The sequence below is a fragment of the Olivibacter sp. CPCC 100613 genome (assembly GCF_036959255.1).
Classification (GTDB): Bacteria; Bacteroidota; Bacteroidia; order Sphingobacteriales; family Sphingobacteriaceae; genus Olivibacter.
Genome location: NZ_JAWMTI010000008.1, coordinates 49436 through 74362 on the forward strand (window position 1 = coordinate 49436; position 24927 = coordinate 74362).

The following is a 24927-nucleotide window of genomic DNA, read 5'->3' on the forward strand; positions in this document are numbered from 1 at the left end:
GCTCCAATTCTAAATTAGGTGTATGAAGATAGAAGAAGTACTCGTGACCAATAAATTCGAGAGTGAATATCATAAGGCCTCTCTTAATATCATGTATACAAGCAATTTCATCCAAAGTTTGTTAAAAGAACGAACTGATCAAGAGAAAATAACGCTCCAACAGTATAATGTATTGAGAATTCTGCGAGGCCAAAAATTGAAACCGGCCACTGTCAATATGTTAAAGGAACGATTATTGGATCGGATGTCTGATGTCAGTAGAATTATTGATCGATTGGTGCAAAAAGGATTGGTTTCAAGGTGCACTAGTCATAAAGATAGACGGGCAGTCGATATTTTTATTACACAAGAAGGCATGGCAATCTTGGAACGTTTGGATAAAAAAATGTCTATTTTAACCGTATTGGATGAGAATCTCACGGAAGATGAATGCAAACAGCTTAACTTTCTCCTAGACAAGCTGCGTGGTTAGAATTCGTTATAAATGATCTAATGAATAAGAAAATTAATTAGGGAAAGACTAACCCCTACCAAGACTGCCAATAATTTTCGTCTGTTAAAATGATGATGGTCGGCTGAAGAAGATTCAAATAAGATCGTAGTGGAAATATGCAGAAATATTCCGATGACCACGGCCATCATTTTATCGAAATATTGATCGATTTGACCAATCCCCCCCTTACTTATCATGTTACTCAACAGGAAGCCAATAGGAGACATTAATGCAAAAATAAACAACGATGTAACAATGGTTCGTTGTCGAATCGTTGACTGAATGAGCAAACTTCCTAAAGCGAAAGCGGCTGGAATATGATGAATGGCAATGCCAAATAGCAGTTCTTTTTGATGGCCTTTAGCCAAGGGCATTCCTTCTAAAAAAGCATGTAAACATAGGCTTGTCATAACCCCAATAGGGAAATGGCCATGATGACCGTGTTTATGTATATGACCATGTTCGATGCCTTCCGAGAACCTCTCTAGCAAGAGCTGAAATAAAAAACCACCAAGCACATATAAGCCTAAATAGTGATCTCCGTTATGCGCGTAAATTTCGGGAATGAGATGCAGTACGGTAATGGAAAATAGATATGCACCACTAAAAGAAAGAATAAGCCTAAGTAAATCAGTATTATCTCTTTTTACGAAGAATACAGCCAAACCGCCCAATAAAGCTGAACAAAATAAGGTAACTACAATAACAAAGGTCATGGTTTTTCGATCTGCCGACTCGTTTCGGGTTGTATATAAAGAAATAACCTTGCCAAAGCATAACCTATTGCACTTCCAAATAAAGCACCGGCCGTCACGTCCAATGGGTAGTGTACACCTACATAGATCTGTGCAAAACTGATGGCGAAGGCCCACAATAAGGCAAGCCATAAGATGGCCTTCCAACGCTTCCTATAAACCATTATAAGAAACAAAGCCATGGCGAAATGATTGCTTGCATGGGATGATGGGAAGCTGTATCCACTGCCACAACGTACTCTACTCACCATTTCTCCCTTTAAGGTTAGTTCATTGCAAGGTCGAATTCTTTTAACCATGGGTTTAATAACAGACGCAGATAAAAAGTCGGCCGTTCCAAAGCTAAGTACCAGAAACAACATCATGATTACCCCCCGCTTCTTATAGGTACGTATTGAGAAGATTAAAATAAACAAGTATAACGGTGCCCATGTATACGGATTACGCAGATAAGGCATCAACCAGTCGAAGACCACGTTAGCCATATCCTGATTTATCATCAGGAATAGATCTGTATCAAATTGTACGATAGAAGCAAACATGTGTTTCGTGAAATAAGATTTTTAACCCAAGCTAACTCGTATATATAACAGCTTGCAACCACTACTTGGAGCGCTCTGCCCCGCTACTAAATTCAATTGGGTTGCAAATATACTGTTTACAAACGTATTCAGATTTATAATCGCGTCATAAAAATAAAAAAATATTTGTTAAGCAATCGGTTGCTTGTATTTAAGATGATTCGAAACATTAGTTTATTCTAATGAAAATGCTATTTTTACCCACTACTTAATAAATCGAGCATAAAGATGACATTGATTAAATCTATTTCGGGTATACGCGGAACTATTGGTGGTAAACCCGGTGAGGGCTTAACCCCCGTCGATATTGTAAAGTTTACTGCCGCATTTGGAAATTATATTACAGAAAAAGCAGGTAACAAGAAAATAGTAGTAGGTAGGGATGCACGCCTTTCGGGAGAAATGGTAAGTAATATTGTTATAGGTACACTTCAAAGTATAGGTGTTGACGTCGTTGATTTAGGATTATCCACTACGCCGACGGTTGAAATAGCTGTGCCGGAAGAAAATGCTGCCGGTGGTATTATCCTAACAGCTAGTCATAACCCGGCAGAATGGAATGCATTGAAACTACTTAATCAGCACGGAGAATTTATCAGTGATTATGAGGGGAAGGAAGTATTGGCACTAGCTGAAACGTTAAGTTTTGATTTTGCTGATGTACATTCGCTAGGGGAGGTCATAAAAAAGGATACTTATTTAGAAAAACATATTGAAAAAATTTTGGCACTTGAAACGGTTGATAAAGAAGCAATCAAACAAGCCGATTTTTCAATTGTTGTAGATGCCGTAAACTCTACCGGAGGCGTTTTTGTACCCGCCTTACTGAAAGCACTGGGTGTATCAAAAATACATGAACTATATTGTGAACCGAATGGTCATTTTCCTCACAACCCCGAACCCTTGGCGGAAAACTTGAAAGATTTATCCGCCCTCGTGAAAGAAACACAAGCCGATTTAGGTATTGCAATAGACCCGGATGTGGATCGATTGTGTTTCGTAATGGAAAATGGTGAAATGTTCGGCGAAGAATATACTTTAGTTGCTGTTGCTGATTATATTTTGCAACTAAAAAAAGGAAACACCGTATCCAATTTGTCGTCTACAAGAGCCTTACGAGATATAACTGAAAAATATGGAGGTATGTATTATGCAGCAGCTGTTGGTGAGGTTAATGTCGTGACTAAAATGAAGGAAGTGAACGCAGTAATTGGAGGGGAAGGTAATGGAGGGGTTATTTATCCAGCTACGCACTACGGTAGAGATGCCTTAGCTGGAATCGGCGTTTTTTTAACCCATCTTGCGAAAAGCGGTCAAAGCATTTCGGCATTGCGTAATACTTACCCCGCTTATTTTATGGCTAAGAAGAAAATTACGCTTACACCTGGATTGGATATCGATCAGCTTCTGAAATCAATGGAAAATAAATATACGGATACACCGCACAGTACCATTGATGGCTTAAAAATAGACTTTGAGGAAGAGTGGGTTCATTTGCGTAAATCAAATACCGAACCTATTATTCGAATTTACACGGAGGCACCAACTCAAGAAAGAGCTGATACATTGGCCGATAAGATCATTGATGAAATAAAGGTGATTTTGTCTTAATCACCTAAAAGTAAATTACAAAAGAATGAAATCCATTTTATGGATTTACTTAGTAAATTTGTAGCATGCGCGTATATTTAGATAATGCGGCAACCACTGCAATAGACGAACAAGTGTTGCAAGCGATGATGGTTGTTATGCGAGAAGATTATGGTAACCCGTCATCTATTCACGCTGATGGTAGAAAGGTAAGGACAATTATTGAAAAGGCCCGAAAGAAGGTCGCTTCTTTATTAAATACTTCTCCTGCTGAGATTTTTTTTACGTCAGGAGGAACAGAAGCTGACAATACGGCGATCCGACGTGGTATTTTAGATAATAAAATAAGCCATGCAATCAGTTCACCTCTGGAACATCATGCGGTTCTACATACCTTGCAAGAGCTGGAAAAAGAAGGAAAGATTAAGTTGACACTACTCGATGTAGATACCAAAGGACACGTAGATTTGGCTCAATTGGAGGCTCTTCTGAAAGATTACCCCCCTAGTTTTGTATCCTTAATGCATGCAAATAATGAAATTGGAACTTTAACCGATATACAAAAAGTGTCAGCTATTTGTTCGGCCTATAATGCATTATTGCATACAGATACGGTTCAGACTATAGGCCACTTTGCACACGATTTGCAAAGCTTGAAAGTAGGGTTCTTAGCAGGAGCAGCACATAAGTTTCATGGGCCGAAAGGAGTGGGTTTTTTATATATTAACCATGATGTAAAAATCAAACCCTTTATTCATGGAGGTGCTCAAGAAAGAAACATGAGGGGAGGGACGGAAAATGTTTATGGTATTGTTGGTCTGGCAAAGGCTTTGGAAATTGCCTATGAACAAATGTCCGAACATAGAGCTTATATACAGAGCCTAAAAGATTACATGAGAGAACAGCTCGTTAAGCAAATTCCGGGTATTCACTTTAATGGAGAGCTTGAAGCGGACAAGAGCCTATATACCGTCTTAAATGTGTCGTTTCCTCCCACCGATTTGGGAGATATGTTGCTCTTTAATTTAGATATTGCAGGTATTTCTGCTTCTGGTGGTAGCGCTTGCAGCTCGGGATCAAATATAGGTTCCCATGTCTTAACGGCGATTGGCGTGGATGCTAGGCGCCCGTCCGTTAGGTTTTCCTTCAGTAAGTTTAATACGAAAGAGGAAATCGACTTCGTTGTTTCCAAATTGAGCGAGGTATGCTTAGAAAAAGCATGAAATAACTTTCACGATATTTCTTCCAACAAAAGGGCTCATAGTTGTTTTTCAATTAAGGAACCCTTTTTGTTTATTTAATTGATAGGAGGTTATTATGCGTGACGAATTGAAAGATAGGAAAAGTGATAAGGAAATTATAAGAGAGAAAGATGGAAAGAAGAAGGTCGTTGAAATGAAGGAAGGAAGTTTTTCGGACAGGGATCACCATAGAAAAAATGAAGGTCCTGCTTTTACAGCAGATTCACCAACTACGAAGGATCGAAAATAGTGAAAACAAAAGCCCGGTTGAAAACCGGGCTTTTGTTTTCACTATAAAATATTTCTTAAAAATGTGGCTATTTTATGCTTCATTTCTCTACGGTCAACAATGAAATCCAAAAAGCCATGTTCAAGCACGAATTCGGCAGTCTGAAATCCCTTGGGTAAATCTTTCTTAATCGTTTCTTTGATGACCCGAGGTCCTGCAAAACCGATCAGGGCGCCCGGTTCTGCAATATTGATATCTCCAAGCATAGCGTAGGATGCGGTTACACCACCTGTTGTAGGATCCGTTAAAAGTGATATATAGGGCAATTTTGCTTGACCCAAAAGCGCTAGTTTGGCAGATGTTTTAGCCATTTGCATAAGTGAAAATGCTGCTTCCATCATTCTAGCCCCGCCTGATTTTGAAATAAGTAAAAAAGGTAGCTTATGTTGTATGCAATAATCAATTGATCTTGCGATTTTCTCTCCTACCACCGATCCCATTGAACCACCGATAAAAGTAAAATCCATGCAAGCTATAACTAAATCCTGCCCTTCGATTTTGCCGTGGCCAGAACGTATCGCATCATTTAAGCCTGTCTTAGCGTGACTTTCGGCAATTCGTTCTGTATATTTTTTTGTATCTTCAAAGTTCAATGGATCTGCCGAACGTAAACTGCCGAACAATTCGGTAAATTGATTGTCATCAAAAAGTACAGAAAAATACTCTGCTGAACCTATTCTTAGATGATAGCCACAATATTGGCAAACGTATTTGTTTTCAATTTGCTCTGATTTCAAGAGTGGTTTTTTACAAGACGGACATTTATTCCACAGTCCATCCGGAGCTTCTTTTTTATTTTCTGTTGCTGTATTAATTCCAGCACGATCTCGTTTAAACCAAGCCATTCAAAAAAATATTAGAGGTACAAAGAAACAAAAAAAATGTATAAAACGTGACCTTTTATGTAAGCTTATCATTTTATGTCCTATTTTACCGAAAATCACGGAAAACTGCCTCAGCTGTGGAAAGAAAAATGGAGAGGAAAGTAGCTTATTTTAAATAAAATACCTACTTTCGGAGATCAAAAATTAAACAACGTATTACAAAATGAGTTTAAAAGGTTATAAAGGTGTTCTGCATGGAGATGCTGTACAAGAATTATTCGAAATAGCTAAAAAGCATCGATTTGCTCTCCCGGCAGTAAATACCATTGGAACAAATTCTATCAATGCAGTAATGGAAACTGCAAAAGCAGTTAATTCACCTGTAATTATTCAATTATCAAACGGTGGTGCACAATTTTATGCAGGTAAAACATTAGATAATAGTAAGTTGCAAGCCTGTATTTTGGGGGCTGTATCGGCGGCGAAGCATGTGCATTTACTGGCTGAACATTACGGTGTAGCAGTGATACTCCATACAGATCATGCGGCCAAAAAATTGTTGCCCTGGATTGATGGTTTATTGGATCATGGTGAAGAGTTTTTTGCTCAGTATGGTAAACCTTTATTTTCTTCTCATATGCTCGATTTATCTGAAGAACCCATTGAAGAAAATATAGAGATTTCTAAGCGATATTTAGAACGTATGAAACCGCTTGGGATGACTGTTGAAATCGAGCTGGGTGTAACGGGTGGAGAAGAAGACGGCGTAGATAACAGCGATGTTGATAGCTCCAAACTTTATACACAGCCGGCTGAAGTAGCATATGCTTATGAGGAGCTTAGCAAGGTAAGTGATAAGTTTACAGTGGCTGCTGCATTCGGAAATGTTCATGGTGTTTATAAACCGGGAAATGTTAAGCTTCAACCAATTATTCTCAAAAACTCACAAGACTATATTAAAGAAAAATTTGGATTAAGCGCTGAGAAGCCGGTGAATTTTGTTTTCCATGGTGGGTCAGGTTCATCCCCTGCAGAAATAGAAGAAGCGATATCCTACGGCGCCATTAAAATGAACATTGATACCGATATGCAATGGGCTTTTTGGGAAGGAATAAAAGATTACTATAAAGCAAATGAAGGCTATCTTCAGAGCCAAATTGGTAATCCTGATGGAGAAGATTCACCTAATAAGAAGTACTATGATCCCCGTGTTTGGCTAAGAAAAGGGGAGGAAAGTTTTGTGAAACGTTTAAAACAGGCTTTCGAAGAACTTAATTGTATTGGGGTGAACGATAAATTATAATATTTTATCGACATAGTAAAAAAAGGGAAGCCATCAGGTTTCCCTTTTTTTATGCCCAAAATTTCTTGCGTACAATTCAAACGATGCATCGATTCTTTTTCCTTCTAATAATATAAAAATTTAAAACAAAATGACGTTTAAAAGCTTTTATTAAAGCGGAAGCAAGATACATTATACATACTTGCGCTTGTCTGCAAAAGATATAAAACTAATTATTGATTGAATTGTTATGGGAAATCTATTGTATTTAATTGCAGTTGTTTTGGTTATTATCTGGGCCATCAGCTTTTTTGGTGGGTACGCCAGTGGAGGTATTATTCATGTCCTATTGGTTATTGCAATTATTGCGGTACTACTTAGAATCATTAGGGGAGCTGCTTAATCCTTTAGCGTAGACTTTATTAAGGTCTCTGCAAAGAGTAGATCTTCCGGGAAGGTGATTTTTATATTACGGATATCACCGGGTATGAGATGAATTGGATGCCCATTTTTTTCGACGACGGAGGCATCATCCGTAAACATGTCATTATAATCCTGTTCGTAAGCGCTGAATAAAATTTCGGCAGAGAAGAATTGCGGGGTTTGGACAAGGAAGATCGTATCTCTATCAATAGCGCGGGAGGCACCTTCGGAGTCTTTGATGCGAACAGAATCTTTGCTGCTTACTGCTGCTGTCAAAGCTCCATATTGAGGCACTTGCTCAAAACCATAATCAATGGTTTCTTTGGATACTAATGGCCTTACGCCGTCGTGAACGGCTACGTATGCCGGTGCTGCGACCTCAGTAAACTGTTTGATGTAGTTCAATCCATTTTTTACGGAGTGAAATCGAGTAGTTCCTCCATCAACAATCTTGTGCTGAATTTTAAAGTTATGTTGAATACAAAGGTTTTTCCATGTTGTTTTTAACTGGCTGTTCAGTACCAAGATGATTGTTGGTTTGGTATTACTTTCTGCAAAAACCGTGAGGGTATGCATCAGTATCGGAAGATTTTTTAATAGCATAAATTGCTTTGGGATCGCACTTTGCATTCGTGTTCCTGAACCTCCGCCAACAATGATCACATAGTTTTTTACCATCTCTATACAAAAGAAAAATAGGCTATCGGTCAGATAGCCTATTGATTATGCCTTTTTCTTCGTTATATGATTAACATCGCGTCGCCATAGCTATAAAAGCGATATTTCTCCTTAACTGCTATTTCGTAAGCATTCATCACATGTTCATACCCTCCAAAAGCACAAATCATCATTAGAAGTGTGGATTCAGGTGTATGGAAATTAGTGATCATGCTATTTGCTATACTAAAATCATAAGGAGGGAATATAAACTTACTAGTCCAGTCGTTGGCAGCCTTCAATGTCCTATTTGCAGAAACGGCCGACTCAATGGAACGCATGCTTGTTGTTCCGACAGCGCAGACTCGTCGTTTTTCTGTAATGGCTTTATTTACAATGTCGGCATCTTTCTGCTCGATAATAAACTGCTCCGAGTCCATCTTGTGTTTCGTCAGATCTTCTACTTCTACCTGACGGAATGTTCCTAGACCAACATGCAACGTAACTTCTGCAAACTCAACCCCCTTTAATTCAAGACGCTTCATCAATTCCCTACTAAAATGTAAACCAGCAGTAGGGGCAGCTACAGCACCTTCATTCTTAGCGAAAATAGTTTGATACCTAAACTTATCTTCGGGTGTAGGCTTTCTTTTAATATATTTCGGGAGCGGTGTTTCACCTAGTATTTCAATATTTCTCCTAAATTCGTCGTCAGACCCATCGAAGAGAAAACGAATGGTCCTGCCACGAGATGTGGTATTATCTACTACCTCAGCAACAAGTAGATCGTTATCTCCGAAATATAGCTTGTTTCCAACCCGAATCTTTCTCGCAGGATCAACTAGTACATCCCAAAGACGTAATTCTTTGTTCAACTCACGGAGTAAAAAAACTTCTATGGTAGCACCCGTTTTCTCTTTATTGCCATATAAACGAGCTGGAAATACTTTTGTGTTGTTTAGGATCATCACATCATGCTCTTCAAAATAGTTCAATACATCCTTGAAAATTTTGTGTTCAATTGCACCGGTTTTGCGATCAAGCACCATTAAACGGGCTTCATCCCTCGTTTCTGCGGGTTCATGAGCAATTAACGAATCAGGTAGATTAAACTTAAATTGAGATAACTTCATGTTTTGTGAATTTTATATATCTATTTTTTAATGATAAATAGGTTCGTTAACCTAAATACGGTAATAACAAAAGGAGCTCTAATTTTGTGTTCCCCTCTTTTATTAGCTGATAAATTAGCGCGCAAATTTACAAAAAAAAATTCTAAAAAAGTAAGTCTTAACGGCTATATATTAGGCGATTGTTATAGGAAGATTCCTGTCCATAAAAAACTAGCAGATCTTGTAACCTTTTACAGTTTTACGTGTCTTAAGAGCGTATGATTTTTATCAAGCTATTTTTCGAAAGTTTTCGGTTTGCATTTTCTGCACTAAGAGAGAATAAGACACGTACTTTTCTTTCGTTATTAGGTGTAACGATTGGTATCATGACGATTATCGGTATCTTCTCTGCTGTTAACACCCTTCGAGCTAATTTAGAAAGTAGCGTGGAGAAATTAGGAAGTCGATCAATTTATATTCAAAAGTGGCCTTGGGGTGGTGGAGGGGATTACCCTTGGTGGAAATATGTTAACAGACCGGAACCGACAGTCCGTGATTTTGATCAGTTGAGGCAGCGGGCTACGCTTGCCGATGGTATCGCTTTAGAGGTTGGGATATCGGAAAAAACACTTAAATATTTGAATAATAATGTAGAGAAAGTATATATCAGTGCGGTTTCAAATGACTATTATAAAATAAGAAATCTCGAATTTCAAGCAGGACGTTATTTTACTGATAGTGAATCAGAAAGAGGGACCGCTGTTGTTATTATTGGATCAACAATTGCTAAAGGCTTATTTCCACATGCGGATCCTATAGGGAAGACCATACAGGCACTCGGGCGACGATTGACTGTAATAGGTGTTTTCAAGGAAGAAGGAGAGGGGATGTTAATTGATGTCTCCTTAGATAATATAGCGGTAGTACCATTGAATTTTGCTAGAAACGTAATTAATGTGAGAAATTTTGGTCCATCCATCATCGTCAATGCAAAAAATGGAATTTCTTTGGACGAAGCCGAAAGTGAATTGAGAGGACTTATGCGTTCTATTCACCGACTGAGTCCTAAACAAGAAGACGACTTTGCGCTCAATCAAACGACTATTATTACAGCACAACTTGATACGATGTTCCAAATTGTAAATACAGCTGGTTTTTGTATTGGAATTCTTTCCGTACTAGTTGGCGGATTTGGAATCGCTAATATTATGTTTGTTTCTGTTAAAGAACGTACGCATATTATAGGGATTCAAAAATCTCTTGGAGCAAAAAATTATTTTATACTTTGGCAATTTTTAATCGAATCGGTTGCCTTGTGTATTTTTGGCGGCTTGATGGGCCTGTTTGTTGTATATACGTTAGCCTTCTTATTAAAAATAATCGCAGGTATAGGAGTTGTAGTACATCTCGATGAAGTATTGCTCGCGATTTTTATTTCAACTACCATTGGACTTATTTCAGGTATTATACCGGCGATAATTGCTAGTAAACTAGATCCCGTAGAGGCAATTAGGAGTAAGTAAACCGTCGAATTTACGCCATAGTCGCGAAAAAATTACGATATCGTTTTCGTAAATAATACATCCTTTCCAACCTTAGTATTGGGAATATTTATTAATATTGAATGTTGGGACAAAGATAGCTCGCTATAACTTGTTAAAATTATGGAGGTATGCTATCGCTATAGTCAATAGCATTTTGATTGATAATTACCGATGTTAACCGACCCTTAATCACTTGATGGATTTGCACTCTATGGAAGAAAACACTTAGATAGAAGGCGTCTTTGCTAACCACTTTAATAATAATGTTAATTAACCAAAAAATAGAGATACTAAAACATGAAAAAAATAAGTTTGATCGCATTGGGGGCCATTGGGGTCTGTATTTTATCAGCTTGTAACGAAGAACGTTCTTGGCAAGATTTATTCGATGGGAAATCGCTAAATGGTTGGAAACAAGTTGCAGGAGATGCTAATTATGCCGTGGAGGACGGAATGATCGTTGGTACGACCGTTAAAAACACGGGGAATACATTCTTAATAACGGAGAAAGAATATGGTGATTTTATTCTGGAGCTCGATGCGAAAATAGAAGGTGATCATAATAATTCAGGAATCCAAACGAGAAGTCATATTGATCTGCAGGCAAACGATGGTAAGGGAAGAGTATATGGAAGACAGGTTGAAATCGATCCAACGCCGCGCAGCTGGACTGGCGGTATTTATGACGAAGCAAGAAGAAATTGGCTTTATCCCTTGGATCTGAACGCCAAAGGCAAATCGGCATTTAAGAAAGGTGAATTTAATCATTTTCGAATCGAATGTATCGGTGATACAACAAAAACTTGGATCAATGATGTTCCGGTGTCCTATGTTATTGACACCTTGGATAAAAGTGGATTTATTGGTTTACAAGTTCATAGTGTAGGCAAGGATGGTGAAGCGGGCAAAAAGGTATATTTTAAAAATATTAGGATACAAACGAGTAATTTGCAACCAAAAAATATCGGGAACGAGATCTATGTTGTAAATTTCAAGCCGAATACACTTTCCCCTGAAGAGCAAGCAAACGGGTATCAACTGCTTTATGATGGTCAGACAACCGATAACTGGGTCGGTACGAACGATACATTTCCGGAAAAAGGATGGTCTTATGATCAAGGAGAATTGCGTGTTCACGCGACGGAAGGAACGAATACGCCGCGTGCCGGAGATATTGTAACTAAAAAACTTTTTAGCACATTTGATTTATCTTTTGAATTCAAACTTACACCGGGTGCAAACAGTGGGCTTAAGTATTTCGTCGTATTAGATGACAAAAATAAGGATTGGCCGTTAGGTCTGGAATATCAAGTGTTAGACGACGAAAAACATCCGGATGCAAAGATGGGACGTGATGGTAATCGGACGCTTGCATCCCTCTACGATCTATTGACTGCTGAAAAACAAGCGAGATTTTTAAGACCAATAGGTTCTTGGAACAACGCTCGTATTGTTGTGTATCCGGATAATAAAGTAGCGCATTACTTGAATGGGGTAAAGGTGCTTGAATATGTAAGGGGTTCTGAAGAATTCAGAAAATTGGTATCTTTAAGTAAATTTAAAGATAAACCGGGTTTTGGCGAGGCGAAAGAAGGGCGTATTTTACTGCAGGATCATGGAAACGAAGTTAGTTTCAGAAGCATTAAGATAAGGGAATTGTAAACATGAATAGAAGAACTTTTTTACAGCAAAGCAGTTTGTTGGGAGGTAGTTTACTTATGCTTGATGAGCTTCAGGCAAAAACAGCATGGTTGGCAGATAAACCGATTAATATCGGTATGATTGGCTGTGGTGATCGAGGAAAGGGGGTGTTGTCCGTCATAAAATCTTTACCTCAATTATTTAATATTAGAAGCTACTGCGATGTACTGGAGTTTAGATTGGAAGAGGCGAATCGTGTTTTGAAAGATGATAAAATTAGATCTTTTAAATCACACCGGGCGATGCTTGACGACAAAGAACTGGATGCCGTATTTATCGCAGTACCTCTAAGTGAACATTTTAATATTGCCAAAGATGCCATTGAAGCAGGTAAACACGTTTATGTCGAAAAAACGATGACTTATTCAATCGATGAAGCAACGCAATTAGTGGCCTTGGCTGATCGGCATGCCAAACAAACAATTCAAGTTGGGTATCAATACCGGTATTCCCCATTATATTTTAAAGTGAAAGATATGATCAGCAGCGGGTATTTGGGCAAAGTGACTCAAGTTGATTGCCGGTGGGACAGAAATGGAACATGGAGAAGGGCTGTACCTGAACCTGGGTTAGAAAGGCAAATTAATTGGAGGATGTATAAGGAGTTTTCCGGAGGCTTGGCGGCCGAGTTATTATCACACCAAATCGATTTTATAAATTGGGCTTTTGATACACATCCCGATGAGGTTTACGGAACGGGAGGTATTGATGTTTATCCGGATGGAAGAGAGACATTCGATAATATACAAGTAATGTTCAGGTATAAAAAGACGGGAATGATCGGTAATTTTGGCGCTACCTGTGGAAATGCTCGAGACGGTTATCTATTTAAGATTAAGGGGACAAAAGGAACAGTTTCCTTATTGACAAATACGGGCCTTTTTTATCCGGAAAAAGATGCAAGGGAGCAGGTGGGAACCGTAGACGGCGTAAGTGGTGCAACAAAGATTGTTTGGAATAAGGACGGAGGTACACCGATTTTAGACGAACCTACCAAAGATGGTACATGGTATGCATTACAAGAGTTTTATAAGGCGATACAGACTAACGCTGTACCTTCATCAAACGTAAGACGTGGGGCAAGTGCGGCAATCTGCGTTGCCATGGCCAATGAAGCTATTTACAATGGTCGACCGACATATTGGAAACAAGTATATGATATATAAAAAAAACACCGGTATTTGTTTTCATACAAATACCGGTGTTTTTTTTATATGTTCGATTTTTAAACTAATTTTTCAAGTGCTGTACGGATGCGACGTAAAGCTTCTGTTAGCTGTTCATCCGATGCGGCGTATGACAGACGAATGCAATCGTTATTCCCGAATGAATCCCCACCTACAGTTGCTACATGTGCCTCATTCAATAAATAGAGCGCCAAATCAGAAGAATTAGCAATAATATTGTTTTTCGGATCTTTACGCCCAAAAAATGCACTTACGTCCGGGAAGAAATAAAAGGCACCTTCCGGTAGATTTACTTTCACATCTTTAATTTCTTTGAGCGCTTTATATACCAGTTCGCGACGGCGCTCAAAAGCCCTTTTCATTTCATTAACGGTATCCAATCCACCTTCATACGCTGCAATCCCCGCTCTTTGCGCAATCGAACAAGTCCCTGAAGTGGTTTGTCCTTGTAGCTTATCATTAGCAGCAGCTATCTCTTTACTAGCCGCAAGATAACCTAAGCGCCAACCTGTCATCGCATAAGATTTGGAAAATCCATTAATTAATATAACTCGATCTTTTACACGCTCGAATTGCGCAATTGATTCATGTTTGCCTTTAAAATTAATATGTTCGTATATCTCATCAGATATAATATAAATTTGGGGATGCTTTTCAAATACTTCCACTAAGGCGGCCAGCTCCTCTTTACTATAAACACTACCTGTAGGATTACAAGGAGAGGAAAACATAAATAATTTTGTTTTTTCTGTAATAGCAGCTTCCAATTCTTTAGGAGTGATCTTGAAGTCAGTCTCAATATTGGTGTTAATGAAAACTGATTTTCCTTCCGCCAAATTAACCATCTCTGAATAAGATACCCAATAAGGAGTAGGAATGATTACTTCATCTCCGGGATTGATTACACACAGTATAGCGTTTGACAAGGACTGTTTTGCACCTGTGGAGACAACAATTTGTGAAATATCATAATCTAAACCGTTTTCTTCTTTCAGTTTTTTAACAATTGCCTTTCTTAATTCAGGATAGCCGGGAACAGGAGAATAGCGCGTATAGTTTTCATCTAAGGCCTTCTTTGCCGCCTCTTTTATATGATCCGGTGTGTTAAAATCCGGTTCACCTACACTAAGGCTAATAATATTGGCGCCCTGGGCTGCCAACTCTCTACCTAATTTGGTCATTTTTAGCGTGGCCGATTCAGATAGATTATTGATTCTGTCAGATAATATTGATATTGTTTCCATTACATTACAAACCTAAGCAAAATTCTACTATTTTAAATTTTATAACGATCTTTTTGATAAAAAAGTTATGAACTACTATTTGTTGTAATATATTCGTAACAAAATAGGGTTAAGTCGATTAAATTCTTCAATGAAAGGGCTGAAAGGTGGGGAGCTGCGTCTGGATCGCATTTTTATGACTTTTTAATTTTTACCTTTGTGGCTTAAGCTGTCCGCTCGTGAAAGAACAGAAAAGAATTATTCTATACTCATTAAGTGCCGGTATCATTTTAATGCTGTTTAAATTTACAGCTTATTTAATAACGCGCTCCAATGCAATTCTGACAGATGCCGTAGAGAGCATAGTGAATGTAATAGCGAGTGGTTTTGCTTTTTACAGTATCCACCTTGCGTCACAGCCTAAAGATGAAAATCACCCTTATGGGCATGGAAAGGTAGAGTTTTTTTCAGTTTTTTTGGAGGGTGGTTTGATATTTATCGCAGGCTTTTTAATTGTTGGTAAAGCGATTTACAATATTTTTTTCCCTGAACAAATTGATAATTTATTAGAAGGGATGGGGATGCTGGCTTTTACAGGCTTGGTTAACTTCCTATTGGGAACCTACATGATAAAGAAAGGAAAAAGCTTGTATTCAATAACTATTATGGCAGATGGTAAGCATTTGCAAGTTGATTCATATAGCACGTTGGGTTTATTGGTCGGCTTGCTCTTGCTCTATGTGACAGGTATACAGCAAATTGACATAGCGCTTTCCCTAGGGTTAGGTTTTTATATTTTGTACAGCGGTTACAAATTACTAAGAAAGTCGATAGGTGGTTTGATGGACGAATCGGATTTTGAATTGATCAATCAGGTTGTGCAGGTATTGGAGGAGAACAGAAAGGATAGTTGGATAGATGTCCATAACCTGCGCGTTCAACGTTATGGACATGAACTCCATATTGATTGTCATATGACTTTGCCTAACTATTATGATTTAATCAAGGTTCATGAAGAGGTGTCGCAAGTCGATACACTTATTAATAAGAAGGTGCATACCGATACGGAGCTTTTTATTCATGCAGATCCTTGTTTACCAGCTTGTTGTCACTATTGCAATATGAAGAACTGTCCGATCAGAAGTGAAGAAAAAAAAGTAGAGATCGTTTGGGATGCTTCACTGGTTATGAAAAACAAAAAACATTTTGATACCTAAGGTGCTTGCAACAAACAAATTGATTGGTTAAGGGGTTTTACTATAAAACCTTAAAACTATGAATAAATTTTTTAGAGCGTTAATAGCAGGATTTACAGCCAAAAAATTAGGAGGAGGATGTTTATCAACTATATTAATTTTTATAATCGTTTATTACGCGCTTGGACATTGCAATTGATGAAGAAATAATGTCTTTGACCTTATTGTGAATATGATAAGTTCATCGTGTTTTTTTTATGTCTATAAAAGGCATATCTTTTTTTCTGTTGAAAATTATCCTTTGATTTTATTCTATTTTTTGAAATTCGGCAAAAAATACCTCTCTTCTGCCAATTTGAAAGTGCACCTTTTTGTAGGTTTCATTTGTGTATTTTAACAACATATTAAGATAATATTTACTTTGTTGATATTTTTTTTGAAGAAATATTAGGAAATTTCGAAAAAATATGATGATTTTTACAGCATAATCTCTAAACAAAGATAAAAAATAATAAAATCAACACAAAAGGATGTCAAATCTCAGGTTTAGTGCAGTTGAAGCTGCAATTTCTCGTGACAAAAGACCAGCAGTAATAACAGCTGGAGAAAAAGCTTCTTCATATTTTGGTAAAAATGTTTTTACCGTGAAGAAGATGAAAGATTATCTGCCTAAAAATGTTTTCGCTAAATTAACAAGTGTAATTGAAGCGGGTGAAGCGATCGATTTTGATCTAGCAGAACACATTTCGCAGGCAATGAAAAGTTGGGCGATTAGTAACGGTGTGAGTCACTATACACATTGGTTTCAGCCGTTAACAGGTGCAACTGCAGAAAAGCATGATGCTTTCTTCGAACCAGGTGGTGATGGAGTTGCTATTGAGAAATTTACAGCGGATGCCTTAGTACAACAAGAACCAGATGCCTCTAGCTTTCCTAATGGCGGTATTCGTAATACATTTGAAGCAAGAGGTTATACAGGATGGGACCCTTCTTCACCTGCTTTCATTTATGAAACAGGGGGGAGCAAAACGCTTTGTATTCCAACAGTTTTCTTATCCTACACGGGAGAAGCATTGGATTATAAAGCGCCTTTACTGAAAACATTAAATGCATTGGACAAAGCTGCCGTTGATGTTGCACAATATTTTGATAAAGGTGTTGAGAAAGTTTTTGCTTCTTTAGGTATTGAACAGGAATATTTCTTGGTTGATTTGGCCTTGTTTAATGGTCGCCCGGATCTGCAATTAACAGGACGGACCTTGTTTGGTCATATGTCGGCAAAAGGCCAACAATTGGAGGATCATTATTTTGGCGCTATTCCGGAACGTGTGTTAGCGTTTATGGTTGATTTGGAACAAGAAGCGTTAAAGTTAGGTATTCCATTAAAGACACGTCACAATGAGGTTGCTCCTTCCCAATTCGAATGTGCTCCTATGTTTGAGGAAATAAATTTAGCAATTGACCACAATCAATTGTTAATGAATTTGATGGAACAAGTAGCGTTGCGTCATGATTTCAAAGTTCTTTTACATGAAAAACCATACGCGGATATTAACGGATCGGGTAAACATAATAACTGGTCGTTAATTACTAATACGGGCATCAATTTATTGTCCCCTGGAAAAACACCAAAAAATAATTTGATGTTTTTAACATTCTTTGTGAATGTTATCCGGGCCGTATATGAGCACTCCGACCTATTAAGAGCTTCTATTGCTACAGCTAGTAACGATCATCGTTTGGGCGCTAATGAAGCCCCACCCGCTATTATTTCCATCTTCTTAGGTAGCCAATTAAATGCCGTATTGGACGAAGTTGAAACGGCCCGTGTTGCGAAGAAAGTGAAAGCAGATAGCCAGTTGTGGCATGGAATTCCTAAGATCCCTACCTTACAATTAGATAACACTGATCGTAATCGGACTTCTCCATTTGCATTTACAGGAAATAAATTTGAGTTCCGCGCTGTAGGATCTTCATCAAACTCTGCCAGCCCGATGACCGTATTGAACGCGATTGTTGCAGAGCAGTTGGTTAAATTTAAAGTAGAAGTAGATAAACAGATAAAAAAAGGAACCAAAAAAGATTTGGCGATCTTAAACGTTGTTCGTAAATATATTAAGGAATCAAAAGCAATCCGTTTTGAAGGAAATGGATATAGCAAAGAATGGGAAGAAGAGGCAGCAAAACGTGGTTTATCTAACATAAAGACTACGCCGAAAGCCTTAGATGTTTATGTAAGCGAAAAAACTGAAAAAATGTTTGAATCGCTAGGTATCATGACAAAACGTGAAGGTGAGGCTCGTCATGAGATCTTGTTGGAAAATTACTTTAAAAAGATTCAAATTGAGGCACGTGTAATAGGCGAAATCGTTAATAGTTCACTCGTTCCTGCGGCCATCACTTATCAGAACGAGCTGATAGAAAACGTTAAAGGACTAAAAGAGCTCGGTGTAAAAGCTTCTGCGTTTAAATCTCAATCTGAACTGCTAGAGCGCATCGGCGAGCATATCAATGTAATAATTGAAGAAGCGGAAGCGATGAGACAAGAGCGTAAGAAAGCAAATGTTTTAGAAGACGTTCGCGAAAAAGCAATTGCTTACGATGAAAATGTAAAACCTTATTTTGATAAGATTCGTTATCATCTCAATAAGCTTGAGCAGATCGTAGACGATCGCAAATGGCCTCTTCCAAAATTAAGAGAGCTTCTTTTTGTAAGATAATAGAAGTAAATTCATAAAAAGTAAATCCCTAGCGGTCTTCCTCTAGGGATTTTTTTATGCTATCCAATCACTATTATATTTATATTAAGGTGTCTAAAATATCAGCAGGATTAATTACTTTTGCGCCGTATGTCAGATTTAAAGTACAATCAACGTGGCGTTTCGGCAGGTAAAGAAGATGTCCATAATGCCATTAAAAATATCGACAAGGGCTTGTTTCCAAAAGCTTTTTGTAAAATCATTCCTGATATTCTAGGGGGGGATGCTGATTGGTGTAACATCATGCATGCAGATGGTGCAGGTACTAAATCTTCTCTTGCTTATGTTTATTGGAAAGAAACAGGCGATTTATCGGTATGGAGAGGTATCGCACAAGATGCGATTATAATGAACATCGATGATTTGCTTTGCGTTGGAGCGTTAGATAATATATTGATTTCCTCAACGATCGGAAGAAATAAGAGTTTAATCCCCGGAGAGGTAATTGCCGAAATCATTAATGGGACGGAAGAAATTCTTCAGGAGCTGAGGGATTTAGGTATTGGTATTTATTCAACCGGCGGCGAAACTGCTGATGTCGGCGATATTGTCAGAACAATTATTGTGGATAGTACAGTTACTTGTCGAATGAGACAATCTGATGTGATTTCAAATCATAAAATACAAGCAGGGGATGTTATCGTTGGTCTTTCATCCTATGGAAAAGCTATATATGAGACGGAATACAATGGAGGGATGGGCTCAAACGGTTTGACTTCAGCTCGACATGATGTATTCAATAAGTCGATCGCCGAAAAGTATAAAGAAAGTTATGATCCTGCAATTCCTTATGAACTTGTTTTTTCGGGAAGCAAAGCACTGACAGACACCATTTCTATCCATGGTGAATCCATTTCGATAGGGAAACTGGTTCTTTCGCCTACACGTACCTATGCGCCTGTAATCAAAGAAATACTTGGTAAATACCGTGACAATATACACGGAATGGTGCATTGCAGTGGTGGTGCTCAAACGAAAGTGTTGCACTTTATCGATCATCTTCATGTTGTTAAAGACAATCTCTTCCCCGTGCCGCCCTTGTTCAAACTCATCCAATCGGAATCAAAGACTGATTGGCAGGAAATGTATAAAGTCTTTAATATGGGACACCGAATGGAACTATATGTTCCCGAGAAGATAGCGATCGAGACGATCCACATTGCAGAAAAGTTTGGTATCGGAGCCCAAATAATCGGAAGAGTGGAGGAAAGTGAGCAGAAGAAAGTAACCGTTCGTTCTGAATTTGGTGAATTTGTTTATTATTGATTACACGCCAACGAGAAGTTAAATAGTATGAAGATTATCGGCTGGAAAGAGACGATCGACTTTATTGATTTTAAGCTTTATAACGTTCCAGCGAAAATCGATACGGGAGCTAAAACTTCCGTATTACATTGCAAATTCATAGAATTAATTAAGGTAAAGCGAAAGAACTTTGTTCGTTTCATCCCATTGGATGATCCTTTTGAAGGATATGGCACAGCACATATTCTTCCATATCACAAAGAACGAAAGGTCAAAAATTCGTTCGGAAGTGAAGAAAATAGATTTATAGTGAAGACGACCATTTCGATTTTTAATGAAAAGCATGAGATTGAAATATCACTTCGCGATCGTTCCGGTATGGAATTCCCTATGCTACTTGGCAGGAGTTTCATTCGTAAAAAATTCTTAGTGGACGTTTCTAAATCGAACTTATCAAAGAAAGAAAGTAAAACCAAATAGAAAGCCTAATAACAAAAGAGCTACAACTGGCCCCTCGAAACAAAACATGATCCAATACTGTTGAAACTCATGTTTATCATTGCGTTTTAAATTTATTTATACATATTGTGAAGATTGCAGTACTGTCAACTAATAAAAACTTGTATTCTACCAAGCGTTTGGTAGAAGCGGCCTTGAGGAGAGGACACGAATGTGTCGTGTTAGACCACAGGCAATGTTATGTGGGGATAAAACAAGGTGAGCCTAGTATTCATTACAAGGGGCAAGATGTATCAAATATTGATGCCATCATTCCTCGGATCGGAGCCTCGGTGACCTTTTATGGTTCGGCTATTGTTCGACAGTTTGAGATCATGGGTGTCGTGTCCACGAACCCAAGTCAGGCGATTACACGATCGAGAGATAAATTGCGGTGCATGCAGATTTTATCAGGTGCAGGAATTGGTATGCCAATTACGGGATTTGCGCGCCAAACGAATGATGTCGATGATTTGATAAAGATGGTGGGCGGTGCTCCGCTAGTGATTAAGTTACTGGAAGGGACACAGGGGATCGGTGTGGTACTTGCCGAAACCAGAAAAGCTGCTAGTTCTGTGATTGAGGCGTTCTATGGACTTGGAAACAATATTTTGATACAGGAATATATCAAAGAATCGAGAGGTGAAGATATCAGGGTGCTCGTCGTAGATGGCAAAGTAGTGGGGGCCATGAAGCGAACAGCCAAAGAAGGCGAATTTAGATCCAATCTCCATCGCGGTGGATCAGCAGCAGTTATCAAGTTGACAAAGGCCGAAAAAGAGACGGCTTTGCGTGCTTCGGCGGAATTGGGCCTAACTGTTTGCGGAGTAGATATGTTGCAATCAGATAGAGGTCCGCTTGTTTTGGAAGTCAACTCTTCGCCTGGTTTGGAAGGTATCGAAAAGGTTACGGGAAAGGATATCGCCACCCATATTATCGAATTTTTGGAAAAGAAGCATCAGTTGAAAATGGAACCAAAGGAAAGAAAAAAGAAGAGTAAAGTTGGACAAACGCTTTAAGGCCCTCGAGCAATCTTCCTTTTATAAGATCTTATACTTTGATTATCAAATTCTTTTTCATATTTTTGCGAACTTTAATAGAAATAGGACAAAAAGCAAATTAAAAAACAGTAAATGCCTACTATTCAACAATTAGTTAGAAAAGGTAGAGTAGCTCTGGTTGATAAGAGTAAATCACCAGCGTTGGACAGCTGTCCACAGCGAAGAGGCGTGTGTACACGTGTATACACCACTACCCCTAAAAAACCAAACTCAGCGATGCGTAAAGTTGCTCGTGTACGATTAACAAACGGAAAAGAGGTAAATGCCTATATTCCGGGTGAAGGACACAATTTGCAAGAGCACTCGATTGTATTAATCCGCGGTGGTCGTGTGAAAGACTTACCAGGTGTGCGTTATCACATCATTCGTGGTGCTTTAGATACTTCCGGTGTTGCCGGTCGTAATCAACGCCGCTCTAAGTATGGAACAAAACGTCCGAAACCAGGGCAAGCTGCTGCTGCTCCTGCAAAAGGTAAAAAGAAATAGTTAAACGGAGGAAATTAAGATGAGAAAGTCAAAACCAAAGAAAAGAATCATTTTACCTGATCCAAAGTTTAATGATGTTCAGGTCACACGTTTTGTAAATAACATGATGTATGATGGAAAGAAATCCATCGCGTATTCTATTTTCTATAATGCTGTTGATCTTGTTGAACAGAAAACAAGTGAAAGTGGCTTGGAAACATGGAAAAAAGCACTTAATAATGTGATGCCTTCGGTTGAAGTAAAATCACGTCGTGTAGGTGGTGCAAACTTTCAGGTACCGACAGAAGTTCGTCCGGAGCGTAAAATTGCCTTAGGAATGAAATGGTTGATCAGCTATGCACGTAAACGTGGAGAGAAAACCATGTACGAAAAATTAGCCGGTGAAATAATTTCAGCGTCCAAAGGTGAAGGTGCTGCTGTTAAGAAAAAAGAAGATACCCACAAGATGGCAGAAGCTAATAAAGCATTCTCTCACTTTAGGTTCTAAGCTTATTACGATGACACAGATTAAATTGAATAGCACAGTAGATTTACAACAAACTAGTGTGTCAATTTAATCTGTGTTGTTTTTTGCCGAAGCATAAATCAAATGGATTTACATTTCTATCTTAAAAGTAAATCTATTTCATAGAAGAGTTTAAACACACCTTTAGGGAATATTTAAAAAGATGTCAAGAGACTTAAAATTCACAAGGAATATTGGGATTGCCGCACACATCGATGCTGGTAAGACCACTACGACTGAGCGTATTCTATACTACGCCGGCGTTAACCATAAAATAGGGGAGGTGCACGAAGGAGCGTCTACCATGGACTGGATGGTTCAGGAAGCTGAACGTGGTATTACCATCACTTCTGCTGCTACTACTGTGTTCTGGAACTATCGCGGAAATAAATATCAGGTCAATGTTATCGATACACCGGGTCACGTTGATTTCACCGTAGAGGTAAACCGTTCATTACGTGTGCTAGATGGTTTAGTATTTTTATTTTCTGCGGTTGACGGTGTAGAGCCTCAGTCTGAAACAAACTGGCGTCTAGCAGATAACTATAAAGTACCCCGTATTGGTTTTGTTAATAAGATGGACCGATCAGGAGCTGATTTTCTTAAAGTTGTCAATCAAGTAAAAGAAATGTTAGGCTCTGATGCTGTTCCATTGCAGTTGCCAATCGGTGCTGAGGATAACTTCAAAGGAGTTGTTGACTTGATCAATAACCGTGGTATTATTTGGAATGAGGAGGACAAGGGGATGACCTTTACAGAGGTACCTATTCCTGATGATATGCTTGATGAAGTTGCTGAATGGAGAGAGAAGTTATTAGAATCCGTTGCCGGTTACGATGAATCATTAATGGAGAAATTCTTTGATGATCCTAATTCGATTTCTGAGCGTGAGATATTGGATGCTTTGCGTAAAGCTGTTTTAGATAACGCCATTGTTCCTATGGTTTGTGGTTCTTCTTTCAAGAATAAAGGGGTACAAACGATGTTGGATTTAGTAATGGAATTACTTCCTTCACCATTGGATCAAGAGGCTGTTGTTGGAACGGATCCACGGACTGAAGCAGAAATTAGCCGTAAACCGTCGGTTAGCGAACCGTTCTCTGCTTTAGCATTTAAAATTGCGACAGATCCTTTTGTTGGTCGTTTATGCTTTATACGCGTTTACTCCGGCAATTTAGAGGCGGGTTCTTATGTGTACAATACACGTTCTGATAATAAAGAACGTATTTCTCGTATCTTCCAAATGCACGCAAACAAGCAAAATCCAATTCCGAACATTGGAGCGGGAGATATTGGTGCGGTTGTTGGTTTTAAGGATATCAAAACCGGCGATACCTTATGTGATGAAAAGAATCCGATTGTATTAGAGTCAATGGTCTTCCCTGAGCCTGTTATTGGTTTAGCGATCGAGCCAAAGACCCAGGCTGACGTAGATAAGCTAGGGATTGCTTTGGGTAAATTGGCTGAAGAAGATCCTACCTTCCGCGTACAGACAGATGAGGAAACCGGTCAGACGGTAATTTCGGGAATGGGTGAATTGCACTTAGATATCCTAATTGACCGTTTGAGACGTGAGTTTAAAGTAGAAGTAAACCAAGGTGCTCCGCAAGTGGCCTATAAAGAGGCAATTACTGCTGAATCGGCTCACCGTGAAGTATACAAAAAACAAACAGGTGGTCGTGGTAAATTTGCGGACATTCAAGTGGTTATTTCTCCTATTGATAAAGACTACGAAAAAGGTGGTTTGCAATTTGTAAATGAGATTGTAGGTGGAGCGATTCCACGCGAATTCATCCCTTCCGTACAGAAAGGTTTCGAAGCAGCAATGGTTAATGGGGTTTTAGCTGGCTACCCGGTAACAGATATGAAAGTTAGATTGGTTGACGGTTCTTTCCACGCAGTTGACTCAGATGCTTTATCCTTCGAAATTGCTGCGCGTACTGCGTTCCGTGAGGCCTTGCCAAAATGCCGTCCTGTATTGATGGAGCCAATCATGAAAATTGAGGTATTGACTCCGGAAGAAAACATGGGGGATGTTATGGGGGACTTAAACCGTCGTCGTGGGCAACTTCAAGGTATGGATACACGTAATGGAGCGCAGGTAATTAAGGCTCTTGTGCCGCTTTCTGAAATGTTCGGCTATGTGACACAGTTAAGAACCATTACTTCAGGTCGCGCTACTTCTACGATGGAATTCGATCATTATGCTGAAGCACCTAGAAATGTTCAGGATGAAGTGATTGCAAAAGCAAAGGGTAAAGTTAAAGCATAATTT

23 protein-coding genes are annotated in these 24927 nt (G+C 38.7%); 17 read left to right on the forward strand and 6 right to left on the reverse strand.

Going from position 1 to position 24927, the window contains the following annotated elements:
• Positions 1 to 22 precede the first annotated feature (22 nt).
• The gene (locus RYH73_RS20730) at positions 23 to 472 is read left to right on the forward strand and encodes a MarR family winged helix-turn-helix transcriptional regulator (RefSeq protein WP_335315397.1); all 450 of its coding nucleotides are present in this window, start codon (positions 23 to 25) and stop codon (positions 470 to 472) included.
• A 17-nt stretch (positions 473 to 489) separates the two neighbouring features.
• Here RYH73_RS20730 and RYH73_RS20735 read toward each other — a convergent pair whose 3' ends face one another.
• Positions 490 to 1209, reverse strand: a complete 720-nt coding sequence (locus tag RYH73_RS20735; protein ID WP_335315398.1) for a ZIP family metal transporter — start codon at positions 1207 to 1209, stop codon at positions 490 to 492.
• Positions 1206 to 1748: a phosphatase PAP2 family protein gene (locus tag RYH73_RS20740; protein ID WP_335315399.1), complete on the reverse strand. Its 543-nt coding sequence runs from the start codon at positions 1746 to 1748 to the stop codon at positions 1206 to 1208. Before RYH73_RS20740 ends, RYH73_RS20735 begins: the two co-directional genes overlap by 4 nt.
• A gap of 309 nt (positions 1749 to 2057) precedes the next feature.
• Here RYH73_RS20740 and glmM point away from each other — a divergent pair, with 309 nt between their 5' ends.
• From glmM to RYH73_RS20755, 3 genes are all read left to right on the forward strand, one after another.
• Positions 2058 to 3440: a phosphoglucosamine mutase gene (gene glmM, locus RYH73_RS20745; RefSeq protein ID WP_335315400.1), complete on the forward strand. Its 1383-nt coding sequence runs from the start codon at positions 2058 to 2060 to the stop codon at positions 3438 to 3440.
• A gap of 65 nt (positions 3441 to 3505) precedes the next feature.
• Positions 3506 to 4642 carry a cysteine desulfurase family protein gene (locus RYH73_RS20750; RefSeq protein WP_335315401.1) on the forward strand — a complete coding sequence of 379 codons (1137 nt, stop codon included), beginning with the start codon at positions 3506 to 3508 and terminating at the stop codon, positions 4640 to 4642.
• A 94-nt stretch (positions 4643 to 4736) separates the two neighbouring features.
• Positions 4737 to 4910, forward strand: a complete 174-nt coding sequence (locus RYH73_RS20755; protein ID WP_335315402.1) for a hypothetical protein — start codon at positions 4737 to 4739, stop codon at positions 4908 to 4910.
• 41 nt (positions 4911 to 4951) lie between these two features.
• Here the strand turns inward: RYH73_RS20755 and accD are convergent, their stop codons facing one another.
• On the reverse strand, positions 4952 to 5794 hold the full coding sequence (accD, locus tag RYH73_RS20760; RefSeq protein WP_335315403.1) for an acetyl-CoA carboxylase, carboxyltransferase subunit beta: 843 nt from the start codon (positions 5792 to 5794) through the stop codon (positions 4952 to 4954).
• A 202-nt stretch (positions 5795 to 5996) separates the two neighbouring features.
• Here accD and fbaA point away from each other — a divergent pair, with 202 nt between their 5' ends.
• Positions 5997 to 7076 (forward strand): class II fructose-bisphosphate aldolase, encoded by a 1080-nt coding sequence (fbaA, locus tag RYH73_RS20765; RefSeq protein ID WP_335315404.1) that lies wholly within the window; start codon positions 5997 to 5999, stop codon positions 7074 to 7076.
• 229 nt (positions 7077 to 7305) lie between these two features.
• A complete protein-coding gene (locus tag RYH73_RS20770) occupies positions 7306 to 7458 on the forward strand; it encodes a lmo0937 family membrane protein (RefSeq protein WP_335315405.1) in 153 nt (50 codons plus the stop codon).
• Here RYH73_RS20770 and RYH73_RS20775 read toward each other — a convergent pair.
• On the reverse strand, positions 7455 to 8156 hold the full coding sequence (locus RYH73_RS20775) for a 2-C-methyl-D-erythritol 4-phosphate cytidylyltransferase (protein ID WP_335315406.1): 702 nt from the start codon (positions 8154 to 8156) through the stop codon (positions 7455 to 7457). The genes RYH73_RS20770 and RYH73_RS20775 overlap by 4 nt on opposite strands.
• A gap of 62 nt (positions 8157 to 8218) precedes the next feature.
• Positions 8219 to 9268, reverse strand: coding sequence for a tRNA preQ1(34) S-adenosylmethionine ribosyltransferase-isomerase QueA (gene queA / locus RYH73_RS20780; protein ID WP_335315407.1), 1050 nt, complete (start codon positions 9266 to 9268; stop codon positions 8219 to 8221).
• A gap of 257 nt (positions 9269 to 9525) precedes the next feature.
• Between queA and RYH73_RS20785 the strand changes: the two genes are divergently transcribed.
• The 3 genes from RYH73_RS20785 to RYH73_RS20795 all read left to right on the forward strand — a co-directional run bounded on the left by RYH73_RS20785 (position 9526) and on the right by RYH73_RS20795 (position 13658).
• A complete protein-coding gene (locus RYH73_RS20785; RefSeq protein ID WP_335315408.1) occupies positions 9526 to 10770 on the forward strand; it encodes an ABC transporter permease in 1245 nt (414 codons plus the stop codon).
• A gap of 318 nt (positions 10771 to 11088) precedes the next feature.
• Positions 11089 to 12453, forward strand: coding sequence for a 3-keto-disaccharide hydrolase (locus RYH73_RS20790; RefSeq protein ID WP_335315409.1), 1365 nt, complete (start codon positions 11089 to 11091; stop codon positions 12451 to 12453).
• Positions 12454 to 12455: 2 nt separating this feature from the next.
• Complete coding sequence (locus tag RYH73_RS20795) at positions 12456 to 13658, forward strand: Gfo/Idh/MocA family protein (protein ID WP_335315410.1); 1203 nt, start codon at positions 12456 to 12458, stop codon at positions 13656 to 13658.
• Positions 13659 to 13717: 59 nt separating this feature from the next.
• Here RYH73_RS20795 and RYH73_RS20800 read toward each other — a convergent pair whose 3' ends face one another.
• Positions 13718 to 14914: a pyridoxal phosphate-dependent aminotransferase gene (locus tag RYH73_RS20800; RefSeq protein WP_335315564.1), complete on the reverse strand. Its 1197-nt coding sequence runs from the start codon at positions 14912 to 14914 to the stop codon at positions 13718 to 13720.
• Positions 14915 to 15141: 227 nt separating this feature from the next.
• Between RYH73_RS20800 and RYH73_RS20805 the strand changes: the two genes are divergently transcribed.
• The 8 genes from RYH73_RS20805 (at position 15142) to fusA (ending at position 24924) form a co-directional block, all read left to right on the forward strand.
• Positions 15142 to 16119, forward strand: a complete 978-nt coding sequence (locus RYH73_RS20805; protein ID WP_335315411.1) for a cation diffusion facilitator family transporter — start codon at positions 15142 to 15144, stop codon at positions 16117 to 16119.
• A 509-nt stretch (positions 16120 to 16628) separates the two neighbouring features.
• A complete protein-coding gene (locus tag RYH73_RS20810; RefSeq protein WP_335315412.1) occupies positions 16629 to 18818 on the forward strand; it encodes a glutamine synthetase III family protein in 2190 nt (729 codons plus the stop codon).
• A gap of 129 nt (positions 18819 to 18947) precedes the next feature.
• The gene (locus RYH73_RS20815; protein ID WP_335315413.1) at positions 18948 to 20123 is read left to right on the forward strand and encodes an AIR synthase related protein; all 1176 of its coding nucleotides are present in this window, start codon (positions 18948 to 18950) and stop codon (positions 20121 to 20123) included.
• A gap of 27 nt (positions 20124 to 20150) precedes the next feature.
• On the forward strand, positions 20151 to 20582 hold the full coding sequence (locus RYH73_RS20820; RefSeq protein ID WP_335315414.1) for an ATP-dependent zinc protease family protein: 432 nt from the start codon (positions 20151 to 20153) through the stop codon (positions 20580 to 20582).
• Between the two features lie 107 nt (positions 20583 to 20689).
• A complete protein-coding gene (gene rimK / locus RYH73_RS20825) occupies positions 20690 to 21619 on the forward strand; it encodes a 30S ribosomal protein S6--L-glutamate ligase (protein WP_335315415.1) in 930 nt (309 codons plus the stop codon).
• Between the two features lie 114 nt (positions 21620 to 21733).
• Positions 21734 to 22147, forward strand: coding sequence for a 30S ribosomal protein S12 (gene rpsL / locus RYH73_RS20830; RefSeq protein WP_002993550.1), 414 nt, complete (start codon positions 21734 to 21736; stop codon positions 22145 to 22147).
• 19 nt (positions 22148 to 22166) lie between these two features.
• Positions 22167 to 22634: a 30S ribosomal protein S7 gene (rpsG, locus tag RYH73_RS20835; RefSeq protein WP_335315416.1), complete on the forward strand. Its 468-nt coding sequence runs from the start codon at positions 22167 to 22169 to the stop codon at positions 22632 to 22634.
• A gap of 181 nt (positions 22635 to 22815) precedes the next feature.
• On the forward strand, positions 22816 to 24924 hold the full coding sequence (gene fusA, locus RYH73_RS20840; protein WP_335315417.1) for an elongation factor G: 2109 nt from the start codon (positions 22816 to 22818) through the stop codon (positions 24922 to 24924).
• Positions 24925 to 24927: the final 3 nt, after the last annotated feature.